The following is a 12,036-nucleotide window of genomic DNA, read 5'->3' as shown; positions in this document are numbered from 1 at the left end:
AAATAAACAAGATTTCTAAATAAGAAATCTTTTCATCGTTATGCAATCGCTTTCATGAAATCTTCTCTATCAGAATATCATTTCCAGAAATTTTAGGCAATATTTAAAATAGTCTTTTTTATTTTTATTTTTCTATTTCACTTTTCTATCTTTTTTAGTAGCCAGCCATTCTGCAGCATCATACAGCGAAGGAAATCGATAATCAGCTAGTTCATCTTCCATTCCAATTAAAATAGTGTATGTACCTGCTTGTTTCCCAGCCATAATATCTACATCACGATCGCCAACCATAAAACTATCCTTTAAGCTAACTTCATGTTTTATGGCAAGTCTATGAATCATTTCAGGTTCTGGCTTTCGGCATACACAGCCTGCATGTGGTTTGTGTGGACAATAAATAATATCGTGGATTTCCCCTCCAAACTCGCGAATATCTTTTATCATTTTTTCATGTACTTTCGTAAGCATTTCCTCCTTCATATACCCCAACCCTATACCACCCTGATTCGTAACAACGAATACTAAAAAACCACAGTCATTTAGTAACTTGATCCCCTCTCCAACACCTTCAAGCAAATGCATTTGTTCAGGTTTATTGACAAATTTCACTCGCTTACTCAATACCTCATTAATCACACCATCTCGATCAAGAAATACAGCTCTCTTCAAATTTATCACTTTCTTTCATGATTTTTGTTGTTCTGTCCATATTAGTAATAAGGTAATGAGAGATCGTTAAGAAAAATTCCTCTTCATGGTTGTCTCTACTTGATAAACAACGTACAAAAAAACAGTTATTGATGAATACTACATAAATTAAAAAGGATGATCGAATATTGAAACCAATGCTCCCAACATTGCATCATGAAATTCCTAATGGATCTGATTGGGTTTACGAAACAAAATATGATGGTTTCCGTGCCCTTCTTATCATTTCAGAAACGACAATCAATTTAATTAGCCGAAATGAAAAACCATTAAATCATTCTTTTCCAGAAATCATCGAAGAGGTTAAATTGCTCAAGAAAAAACTATCCCCTTATTTACCGATTATCTTAGATGGTGAACTCGTCCAACTTACCTCAAAGCATTTTTCTGACTTTGAAAAGTTACAAGTTAGAGGTAGGTTGAAAAATATTCATAAAATTGAAGAAGCGGCCTTACGTTTCCCTTGCAGATTTTTAGCGTTTGACCTACTCGAATTAAATGGTCGTTCTGTACAAGATGATTCATTAAAAACGCGAAAGGAACAGCTTCAAAAACTTTTCAAGGCTTTACATTATCAACCTATAATTGATCCCAAGTCCCCTAATCTTTTACAGTATGTTCCTTATACCGTTCATTATACAACTCTATGGAGTGAAATACTGCTTGAGGATGGAGAAGGGATCATAGCAAAACAACTAACTAGCAACTGGGAAACTGGAGTACGTACAAAACAATGGCTGAAAGTGAAAAATTATAAACAAGCCATTTTCATTATTACTGGTCTTGATAAGACTAATGGTTATTTTCACGTTGGCGTATTAAAAGGGAGTGAAATTATTCATGCTGGGGTGTTCTCACATGGGATTTCTAGTGAGGAACGAGAAGCTTTAGTTAAGATTATAAAAGAAAATAAACGTGAGGAAACATCAAACTTGGTCATTATGGAGCCAGCAATTGTTGTTGAATTACAATTTTTATCTCTTTACAAGGGACAGCTTCGTGAACCCTCCTTTACTTCTTTCTGCTTAGATAAACAAACGGATGAATGCACATGGGATCAGCTCATTCTATCAACAGCACCCATTCATAAGGATGTTGGTATTACTAACCCTACTAAACCTTTGTGGGAAACAATTGATTTGAAAAAGGAACGTTTCATCAGTTATCTCTATCAAATTTCACCGTATATGCTTCCATTTTTAAAAAACCGTCTATTAACAGTTATTCGATTTCCGCATGGAATGTTAGGGGAAGCTTTCTACCAAAAAAACCGTCCAGATTATATACCAGGCTTCATCCATACTAAAAAACATGAGGATATTGACTATATACTCTGTAATGACTTATCTACATTACTGTGGTTAGGAAACCAATTAGCTTTTGAATACCATATTCCATTTCAGTCAGTAGACACAACAGATCCTATTGAAATTGTCTTTGATCTTGATCCACCATCTAAGAATCATTTTCCATTAGCTATCAAAGCAGCTACCGAATTGAAAAAAATCTTTGATCAATTCGGGTTGAAGAGCTTTCCAAAACTATCAGGTAATAAAGGTTTGCAAATTCATATTCCTCTTTCAAAGGATTCATTAAGCTATGACGATACACGGATTTTCACAGCATTTATTGCAGATTTTCTAGTCACTAGCTTTCCAGAACATTTTACAGTCGAAAGAATGAAAAAAAATCGCGGTAATCGTTTGTATGTTGATTATATTCAGCACGCTGAAGGTAAAACAATTATAGCCCCTTATTCACTTAGAGGAAACAAAGAAGGTGCATACATTGCAGCTCCATTATTTTGGGCGGAGGTTACTGAAACACTAGCTGTAAATCAATTTACAATAGAATATGTCCTTGAACGGGTAAGAATACATGGCTGTCCATTTAAAGATTATTTTAATTCACCTCAAGATGAAACGTTACGTACTTTGATTACAAAGCTTACTAAAAAATAGAAAATCACAAGAGTCCGTTCAGCTCCTTATGAATTGAATACTCTCCAAGAGAGAAATTCTTAAAACATAAAAAAACACGTACAATATAAAAGTCCGTATTTTTTATGTTTTTCATTTGGCTTTTCTTAAAAGGTTTTGCTAATAAGTGCAATTAAATTAAAGTGAGTACAAGTAACAAACAATCATAAAATCCTAACAAAATTCCTTCTTCCTTCAATGATTCATTTAACATTTATTTTTAAAATGTAGTAAATACTTGCAGTAAACGTTTACATTTTGAACATACTATCTAAATAACAGGTGCTGGCTATGCACTCCCGCCTTTTTTAACAGCGCTTTCAATTCTTTTTGCTCATCTGAAGAAAGACCAGAAAATGCACGCGCCATCCTGATTGCATGGATAGGATAAATTTCATCTAAATACTCTTGGCCTTTATCTGTTAATTTTGCAAAAACAGACCGTTTATCCTTTGGATCTTGCTCTCTAGTAATATATTCATTCTTTTCTAGCTTATCAATGACATATGTTACATTACCACTTACTAATAACAACCTTGATCCAATTTGCTGTAATTTTTGTGGACCCCTTGTAAAAAGTAATTCTAAAACGGCAAACTCAGTTGGATTAAACCCATGTTCTTTACTATCTCGGATTGAATGCTCTGAAACGCTTTTGAAAGCCCTTGCAAAAACACGAAACAAATCTAAAGCGTCTTGTAATTCTTCTTCTGTATATGATCTCATCTCATCGCCCTCTTGTATTCAAAATTAATCATAAATAAATATGGATAAATATACTGCAAATTTAATTCTACTATGATTTTCAAACTATTTGAAGGTTTTTCACGATAATAACATGAAATTAACTAATATCAGCGTGGAATTACCAGAAAATGAGGTGTTTTATGGAATCTGTGATACGAAGCTCATTAATAAAGGTCGAAGAAGAAGAGAGGGTAAAAGTTCTTTATGCTTGCGAAACAGGTAGTCGCGCTTGGGGAACAAACTCTGAAAACAGTGATTACGATATTCGGTTTATCTATATTCGAAATTCACATTGGTATTTACATATTTACGAGGGTCGTGATGTGATTGAAGTTGATCAGTGTGGTTCACTTGAATTGGTTGGTTGGGATTTAAAAAAGACGCTTCGTCTTCTTCATAAATCAAATCCAACTTTACTCGAGTGGCTTAATTCTCCAATCATTTATCGAAGTGATCCTTTATTCACATCACAGTTAAAGACTCTCTCTAATTTAGCCTTTTCTTTAATCACAACCGTTTATCATTATCTGAATATGGCCAAAAGGAATTATCAATTCGTAAAAAGGCAACAACGATTTACACCAAAAAGTTATCTAACTGTCTTAAGACCATTAGTAACTTGTCTATGGTTATTGGAAAAAAAGAAAATGCCGGAAAATGATGTACGTTTATTATTTCGTTCTTACACTAATAATGATGATCTTTTAGAACAACTAGATATATTGTTACTGAAAAAACAAAGAAATCACCAATTCTTTTATTCACAATTCTTAAATGATTATATCGATGAAACCCTTCTATTGATAGAAGAAAAGCTAAAAGTATTACCTAGTAAAAAGAATAATAAACTACCAATAAATACAATAAATAAGTTTTTCATTGATACGCTATTAAATTGATAAAGAAGTTGACACAGATAAGACTCTGACTTACGTGTCAACAATCCTACAAAAAAAAATCTGTTTCTCAGTTCTGACTTTACACATGTATAATCAGTGTTTTCTTTCATTTTATATGGTCGTTCTTAATCTCTATATTCTCTTAGCCTGAGGAACATGATGATAAAAGTAATTGTATTCTTTCTTGAGTTCAGTAAGAGTCATGTTTGTCATTACTTTTTCATTGTAGACACCAATTGCTACTAATTTTTGAGAGTAATAATTTCTTTGTTCTTCAATAGCACTTCTAAGCATTTTACTCATCACGCTCATCTCCATTTCTTTTATTTGTTATTTTAAACTTACCCCAAAATTGTTATAAAACGATTAATCTAATGTAAAGATTTCGTGCTTAGTTATTAATATTATCTTTTTATTCTCATTTATAGCTAAACAGCTACCAGTAAAAAATGTTTTTGCTAGTTTTGTATATTATGGAAGATTATTGTCAACAATAGTTTCAACATTAGAAAGGCGTTGAATCCAATGACATTGAAAGTAGTAGCCAAAGAGGAATTAAATGGGCAAACAAAAGTATTTTTTCTGAATTTATCTGAACCAAAACCATTTCAGTTATTCATGATGGTTATATGCAATAACTCCATTGACCTTCTAACTATTTACAATCCAAATTCAGATACCTACGAAGATGTGACAGCACTTTTTCATCCTTCTTTTTTACATGATCTTTCCCTACAATTTGATGATCAATCACCTCCTTATATGCCTTTAGTAAGCAATCGATTTTTCTCACAACCTCGAAAAACATTTCCTCATTCTTCTTAAAATACCCCTATTTCTTTTACAATAAAACTTAAACATTCCTGCTTTAGTTATGTTTTTTTCAACTCCTATTCCCTTTAGCTTGAGATGTAAAATCTAATTGTCAATGATATAACTCAGGGTCTCATATAAACCTGATTTAATGTATAAGTCTTATTTTATTAACAATTTGATACAATATGATTAACTTATCACCATTGTAATTTATCTTACTATTTGGTACCTTTTAACTGTTAAGAAACCTCACACTGCATTTGAATAGTTATATTTCTTTGTTAGGTTTTCTAACAAAGTTCGAGCGGTAACTTATTAAAACAGCTATAATGATAAAAGAAAGTTTCTTTTAAGGGGTGGAGATATGAATCAGCAGGACCGCTCTTATAAGGATAAGAAGGTGATCTCGATCGGGACTGTAAGTGAGTTGACTGGACTAACCTTAAGACAAATACGTTATTATGAAGAGAGAAAGTTAATTGCGCCATATAGAAATGACAGAGGAACTAGGAAATACTCATTTAATGATATTGAAACATTAATGGACATCGCAGATAAACGTGAGGATGGTGTCCAAACAACTGAGATTTTAAAAGAAATGAGATTAAAAGAAAAACAACGTCAGAGTGATGCAGATGTAAAGAAAAAGATGTTACAAGGTCAATTGAATGCACAATTTAAATATGGGCAACGCAAATATTAGCTTTATATTATGCGCTTCAGCCAATTCACTTAACATGCTGTAGCGCCCAGTTTTCCTCACTTAAAAATACCTCCCTACGACAAAAAATAGTGGTAAGAACCCATAAACAACACAAAATATAGGTAATTCCCTGCCACCTCCCCCTAAATGTAGTGTTTTCCAACATGAATTTTATATTTTTTTAAAAAACCCCTCTCAAACTCTTTACAATAGGAAAAAATATCCGATAATAGGATTACTAGGACTTTTTTATCTAGTAAGCCTATTTGCGAGGTGGTATTTGTGAAAACAATTGATGTAGTTATTGAAGAATACCGAAAAAAAATGTTAACAATCTCAAAGGAGAACGGTATCAATTCACATCAAACACTAATTGCAAGTCAAAACCTTGATCAACTATTAAATATAAAGATGAATGAAAAACAATCAAATTTCCCAGAAAAAAATTATTAAATAGAAATGAATAGTTTACTCTTACATCAATACGAACTTTGTTGGTGTATTTTTTTGTTTTTTACAGGTAGAATAAAATCTACCTTCAAAGAAAATAACATACGAAAAGAACACAAAGGATGCTGCTATCTTCAAAAATAACAATCTATGGGTAATTCTCAATAATAAGAAGAAGAAAGGCTGTGAACAGATATGTCAGCAGAAATCATCTGGTTAAGCAAAGGTAAGCCAAAAACATTATCACATAAAGATACAGAATACCGTTCTGGTATATCTAAAGATCAAGTTGATTTTTTAGAAGTAACTACCAAACAGATAAAAGGTGATGATGTCGAAAATCACGAGTATCATGGTGGCATTGATAGAGTTATTTGTGTTTATCCCTTCGAACATTATCGTTACTGGGAAAAGATATATGGTACATCCTTACCAAAGGCTGCATTTGGTGAAAATTTAACGGTAACCTGTATGCTGGAGTCTACGATATGTATTGGAGATGTCTATCAGGTTGGAGAAGCTATTTTACAAGTTTCGCAAGGGCGTTTTCCATGCTCCACCATTAATAAATATACCCACCTCAACACATTATTGGCTAAAACAGTTGAGATGGGTTATACTGGATATTTTTTTCGTGTCATTCAAGAAGGTACGATTACATCTCGTTCAGAAATTAAACTTCTAGATAAGCATCCTAAACAACTTTCTATTTCTACAATCCATCATACTTTCTTTCATAACAAACATGATCTCGCCCAAATTGAGAAAATACTTAGTCTATCGGAATTATCTCAGGAATGGAAAGATCGAATGAACAAACTTCATCTAAAAGGTAAGGAGAACAATCATCCTTTTATTTCCTAATAGTTCTAAATAACCAATTATTACTTTTTTTAAAAGAGTCGTTGACTGAATATTTTATTATGTTATAGTTAAGTTGATTTTAAGAGAATTACCATTTTCTACTAGGGGAGTCCATTAGCTTGGACTGAGAGAAGAACGTGCCTGAAGTTCTTTGACCCTTTGAACCTGATCTGGATGATACCAGCGTAGGGAAGTAGTAACAGTTGCTAAGAGGATATTTACGCACTTATCTCTTTACAATTTTTACCTTCCAAAACAGGTTCTGACTTTCAGAAGCTGTTTTTTATTTTGCCTTCGTTTCTTTCAGATCATCATTGTTTTCAATCATAAGGAGGAGAAAATTTTGAAGATTACCATTAAAAAACCATTCCCAGGAAGTAAAAAGATTTATGTAAAAGGAAATACCTATGATATTCAAGTCCCGGTACGGCAGATATCTCAGGGCCCTACTAAAGATTCACATTCTGAAGAGTTTAATCACCCTGTTCACGTGTATGATACAAGCGGCCCCTATACAGATATAACCGCTGAAATTGATATTCGTAAAGGTCTTCCTAGAGTTAGGGAAAAGTGGATTCTCGATCGTAATGATGTGAGCCAATATGATGGGCGTACTGTTAAACCTGAAGATGATGGCTATAAATCTAGTAACCAATCAAAATTAGAAGTTTTCCCTAGCAAGGATATTCATCCACTAGTCGCGATAAAAGGCAAAAGAGTTACTCAACTCCACTATGCCCGCACTGGGATCATTACACCTGAGATGGAGTTTATTGCGATAAGAGAACAAATGGAACCAGAATTTGTTCGTCAAGAAGTGGCTGCTGGCCGTGCGATTATTCCCGCAAATATCAACCATCCTGAAAGTGAACCAATGATTATCGGCAAGAAGTTTCATGTGAAAATCAATGCAAATATCGGCAATTCCGCAGTTTCATCATCAATTGAAGAAGAAGTAGAAAAAATGACATGGGCAACCCGCTGGGGAGCGGATAATATCATGGACTTATCCACTGGAAAAGACATTCACACAACGAGAGAATGGATCATTCGCAATTCACCAGTCCCAGTTGGAACTGTTCCAATCTATCAAGCTTTAGAAAAGGTAAATGGTGTCGCTGAGGATTTAACATGGGAAGTCTACCGTGATACATTAATTGAACAAGCAGAACAAGGTGTTGACTATTTTACGATCCATGCCGGTGTATTACTTCGATATATTCCTTTAACAGCTAAACGCACTACAGGAATTGTCTCTAGAGGTGGTTCCATATTGGCTCAGTGGTGCCTCGCCCATCACCGAGAAAATTTTCTGTACTCTCACTTCCATGAAATTTGTGAGATATTAACACAATACGATATCACCATCTCCCTTGGAGACGGTCTTAGACCTGGTTCAATCGCAGACGCTAACGATGAGGCGCAATTTGCGGAACTTGAAACATTAGGTGAATTAACTGAAATTGCTTGGAATTACGATGTCCAAGTGATGGTTGAAGGACCAGGTCACGTACCCATGCATTTAATTAAGGAAAACGTAGATAAACAACAAGCTATATGTAAAGAGGCTCCCTTTTATACATTAGGTCCACTTACAACCGATATAGCGCCTGGATACGATCATATTACATCAGCGATAGGTGCAGCGATGATCGGTTGGTTTGGTACAGCCATGCTTTGCTACGTTACCCCTAAAGAGCACCTAGGTTTACCAAATAAAGAAGATGTCCGAGAGGGCGTCATTGCTTATAAAATTGCTGCACATGCTGCAGATTTAGCGAAAGGGCATCCAGGTGCACAAAATCGTGATAATGCACTCTCAAAGGCTAGATTTGAGTTTAGATGGCAGGATCAATTTAACTTGTCGCTTGATCCGGAAAGGGCAAGAGAATACCATGATGAAACCTTACCAGCAGAGGGGGCAAAAACAGCCCATTTCTGTTCGATGTGTGGACCTAAATTTTGTTCGATGAGGATATCACATGATATTAGACAGATGGCAAATGAAAAAAAGCTTGTTGATAAAGGGTTTAAAGAAAAGTCGAAGGAATTTATTGAAGGTGGATCTGCTATCTACCGTTAATATCCGTTTATTTATCAACCATTTCACTTTATCTTTGTCTATGACCAGATTTTCATCGTTCATGCACGGATTATAAGACTTTATGTAAAAAGAGGGTGCATTTTGTTACCCTCTTTAGTTTTGAAATCATTAAAAGAATTCATCGCCAACACTGCCACTCGTTGTCCTTCCTTTAAACAAATGATCGTGTTTTGGACGTTTTGAATCTCCATAAATAACACCTCCATATTTGCATACCAGTGGACGGTCATAGTTATAATAAGTTCTCAACTCTAATTCATGATAATGACCCCCATCAGATAAAGGTATTGCAGGCCCTGTTTTTCCGTAGAACCTATGATAATGACCATTTTCATTTGAGGTAATCCCGCGATACGAATGATCGTGCCGATCAAAAGTATTTCCATTTACCATTCGTGTAAATCCATCAATTATATGAAAATGACCTTTGTTTGTTGTCGTTTTCGCAAAAAAATGATGAGAATGATGAGGTTTTACACTACCAATTAACACATCCATTCTCCCTTCAATTCCCTTTTACCATTACCTATGTAAGGTAAGTGAAAAGTGAAAGTTGTCTAACCTATAATACACCTACAACATTAAAGTACCTTCTAAATTTAATCTTACTTCGGGTAATCCTACCCATACTCATCATGAATAATACCCCAAAACAATTGCCTTACTATCTCGTCTTCTAAAAAACCAATAAAAAATATTCGACATATCCTCCTTACAAGCTTTTCTCCAAACAAAATCTTTTTTTCTTTTTCATGACTAAAATCCAATACCTTATCTACTTTTGACTTCATTACACGCACAGCCTATAGAAAAATTTTTTTATTAGAGTTACTCTAAATTTAAGTTACACTCACTATATAAAAATAAGGATAAAAAACAAGCTGACATAAATGAAGGGCATCCACACCTATGACAGCTTGTTTTATCAAATAGGCTCTTTTCTAAAAGTTTATTGCTCTAGTACCTATAAAAATCAACTTTTGAATTTTTATAATGGAAATTGATTCTAGCTCCCGAGGAATAACAGAATAATTTAACGAAAAGAGCACGAAGATACACTTAAACGTGTACATAAGTCCTTTGTATGGAAAACAACAATCATTGTTAAATCTTTCTTCTAGTACGTTATTTACTAAATGAAGAAAGAAACTTCACACGATCTCCCATTGGAGGTATATTTTGATCAACTAATTCTATCTCCAAAATAGCTGGTCCATTCTTAGAACGTAATTCTTCAATCAATTGATGAGAAATATCTTCTATTTTCTTTACACAAGCACTACGAATCCCTAATGCGTCCGCCATAGCAGCAATGCTAACAGGCTCCTGTTCAAAGCAAGAGTGTGAGCGGTGATATTGTAAATTGTGTCCATGATAGACCATTCCCAAGCGAGCGTTATTCATAACAACAAACAAGATTGGCAACTGGTACTCCTTAGCAGTCAAAATCTCCATTCCATGCATGAAAAAGCAGCCATCCCCTGTAATACAAACTACCTCCCTCTCTGGATCTGCTAGTTTGCTTCCTATCGCTGTTCCTATCCCTGTCCCCATTGCACCAAAGTGAACATTGATATCGAATGTATCTGGTGATTTTACTTTCATATAATTTATTACATAGGACATAAATTCTCCAATATCTATCGTGTATCTTGTTGTATCCGGTAATTGCTTTTGAATAGCTAATAACGCATTTTGACTATTAAATTCTTCAAAATCCTCTTCAAACGGTTCTTCTCTTAAAGAATAAATATGTTGATCGTTAACATACCTTTTTGCATCTTTAATGATTGCTTCCAAAGTTAATTTTGCATCACCCATAATAGGTATATCAACATTGTATTTTCTGTTAAATACAGACTCATCTATATCAAGTTGAATCAACTGACGATTTTTTGTTAAATGACTATTCCAATTGTTAGTAGCTGTTTCCCCTAGGCTCGAACCAATGACAAAGAGAGTATCTCCAATCTCTTCATTAACTATTCTAGATGCTTCTTCATGTCCTGCAAAACCAAATACCCCTTTAAATAAGGGGTGACGATCATTCATTAGACCCTTCGCTTGTGGAGAAGTTATGATTGACATATTCAATAGCTCGGCCAATTCAATTACTTCGCTTACCGCTCCTCTAGCTCCTTGTCCAACAAAAATAATGCCTTCTTTATGTTGTAAGAGTTGAGTCACTACTTCTTGGATGGTTCTCACCTCTGGGACTTTTTTTTCAATTACTGGAAACGCTGGAGATTCAACCGCATCAATTCTATCCAATTGGATATCGATGGGGATCGCTACGTGTACAGGACCTGGTACTCCCGATAATGCGATCTCCACTGCCTTCACAATAGTAGGTAATAGATCCTCTGATTTTGATATTATTGTACTGAATTTGGTGACCGATTGATATATTGGCTGAGCATTTAGTTCTTGAGAAGCGTTCAAACCAGTTGTATTAGTTGGTACAGCACCTGTCAAAAATAATACAGGTAAATGTTCACGCATCGCATTTGCAGCACCAGTAACTAAATTTGTTCCTCCAGGACCACTACAACCAATACACACACTAAGTGAATTTGAGTATTTTGCATAAGATGCTGCCATGTATGATGCAGCTCCCTCATGTTTAGTAACAATTGGTGTTATATCTGGGATGTCATATAATTCATCAAAAAAAGCATTTACAGAACCGGCTGGTATTCCAAAAACATACTTTACCCCACCATTACGTAAATAATTAAGAACCGAACGAATTGCTTTCATTTTCTA

General features: G+C 34.5%; 13 protein-coding genes and 1 riboswitch. Of the genes, 7 read left to right on the top strand and 6 right to left on the bottom strand.

Annotated elements, in window-relative coordinates:
• Positions 1-132: 132 nt before the first annotated feature.
• Complete coding sequence (locus tag AC6CHR_RS22025; RefSeq protein ID WP_498251203.1) at positions 133-669, bottom strand: D-glycero-alpha-D-manno-heptose-1,7-bisphosphate 7-phosphatase; 537 nt, start codon at positions 667-669, stop codon at positions 133-135.
• Between the two features lie 176 nt (positions 670-845).
• On the opposite strand from AC6CHR_RS22025, the gene AC6CHR_RS22020 reads away from it, so the two are divergent.
• Positions 846-2,669, top strand: coding sequence for a DNA ligase D (locus AC6CHR_RS22020; RefSeq protein WP_498251227.1), 1,824 nt, complete (start codon positions 846-848; stop codon positions 2,667-2,669).
• Between the two features lie 285 nt (positions 2,670-2,954).
• On the opposite strand, the gene AC6CHR_RS22015 is transcribed toward AC6CHR_RS22020, so the two are convergent.
• Positions 2,955-3,413 carry a MarR family winged helix-turn-helix transcriptional regulator gene (locus AC6CHR_RS22015; RefSeq protein ID WP_498251202.1) on the bottom strand — a complete coding sequence of 153 codons (459 nt, stop codon included), beginning with the start codon at positions 3,411-3,413 and terminating at the stop codon, positions 2,955-2,957.
• A gap of 161 nt (positions 3,414-3,574) precedes the next feature.
• Between AC6CHR_RS22015 and AC6CHR_RS22010 the strand changes: the two genes are divergently transcribed.
• A complete protein-coding gene (locus tag AC6CHR_RS22010) occupies positions 3,575-4,333 on the top strand; it encodes a nucleotidyltransferase domain-containing protein (protein ID WP_498251201.1) in 759 nt (252 codons plus the stop codon).
• A 132-nt stretch (positions 4,334-4,465) separates the two neighbouring features.
• On the opposite strand, the gene AC6CHR_RS22005 is transcribed toward AC6CHR_RS22010, so the two are convergent.
• Positions 4,466-4,636, bottom strand: a complete 171-nt coding sequence (locus tag AC6CHR_RS22005) for a stress protein (protein WP_498251200.1) — start codon at positions 4,634-4,636, stop codon at positions 4,466-4,468.
• Positions 4,637-4,858: 222 nt separating this feature from the next.
• Here AC6CHR_RS22005 and AC6CHR_RS22000 point away from each other — a divergent pair, with 222 nt between their 5' ends.
• The 5 genes from AC6CHR_RS22000 to thiC all read left to right on the top strand — a co-directional run bounded on the left by AC6CHR_RS22000 (position 4,859) and on the right by thiC (position 9,249).
• Positions 4,859-5,158: a hypothetical protein gene (locus AC6CHR_RS22000; RefSeq protein ID WP_498251199.1), complete on the top strand. Its 300-nt coding sequence runs from the start codon at positions 4,859-4,861 to the stop codon at positions 5,156-5,158.
• Between the two features lie 355 nt (positions 5,159-5,513).
• Positions 5,514-5,852 (top strand): MerR family transcriptional regulator, encoded by a 339-nt coding sequence (locus tag AC6CHR_RS21995; RefSeq protein WP_498251197.1) that lies wholly within the window; start codon positions 5,514-5,516, stop codon positions 5,850-5,852.
• Between the two features lie 282 nt (positions 5,853-6,134).
• Positions 6,135-6,305 (top strand): aspartyl-phosphate phosphatase Spo0E family protein, encoded by a 171-nt coding sequence (locus AC6CHR_RS21990; RefSeq protein ID WP_498251196.1) that lies wholly within the window; start codon positions 6,135-6,137, stop codon positions 6,303-6,305.
• Between the two features lie 192 nt (positions 6,306-6,497).
• Positions 6,498-7,166 (top strand): MOSC domain-containing protein, encoded by a 669-nt coding sequence (locus AC6CHR_RS21985; protein ID WP_498251195.1) that lies wholly within the window; start codon positions 6,498-6,500, stop codon positions 7,164-7,166.
• 93 nt (positions 7,167-7,259) lie between these two features.
• Positions 7,260-7,375: riboswitch (TPP riboswitch) on the top strand.
• Positions 7,376-7,506: 131 nt separating this feature from the next.
• Positions 7,507-9,249 carry a phosphomethylpyrimidine synthase ThiC gene (gene thiC, locus AC6CHR_RS21980; RefSeq protein ID WP_498251226.1) on the top strand — a complete coding sequence of 581 codons (1,743 nt, stop codon included), beginning with the start codon at positions 7,507-7,509 and terminating at the stop codon, positions 9,247-9,249.
• 129 nt (positions 9,250-9,378) lie between these two features.
• Here thiC and AC6CHR_RS21975 read toward each other — a convergent pair whose 3' ends face one another.
• The 3 genes from AC6CHR_RS21975 to AC6CHR_RS21965 all read right to left on the bottom strand — a co-directional run bounded on the left by AC6CHR_RS21975 (position 9,379) and on the right by AC6CHR_RS21965 (position 12,030).
• Positions 9,379-9,768 carry a YmaF family protein gene (locus AC6CHR_RS21975; RefSeq protein ID WP_498251194.1) on the bottom strand — a complete coding sequence of 130 codons (390 nt, stop codon included), beginning with the start codon at positions 9,766-9,768 and terminating at the stop codon, positions 9,379-9,381.
• 122 nt (positions 9,769-9,890) lie between these two features.
• Complete coding sequence (locus AC6CHR_RS21970; RefSeq protein WP_498251193.1) at positions 9,891-10,061, bottom strand: hypothetical protein; 171 nt, start codon at positions 10,059-10,061, stop codon at positions 9,891-9,893.
• Between the two features lie 334 nt (positions 10,062-10,395).
• A complete protein-coding gene (locus AC6CHR_RS21965; RefSeq protein ID WP_498251192.1) occupies positions 10,396-12,030 on the bottom strand; it encodes a thiamine pyrophosphate-binding protein in 1,635 nt (544 codons plus the stop codon).
• Positions 12,031-12,036 lie beyond the last annotated feature (6 nt).

Source organism: Metabacillus sp. GQ13 (assembly GCF_059758525.1).
This window is presented reverse-complemented; position numbering and strand designations above follow the sequence as displayed.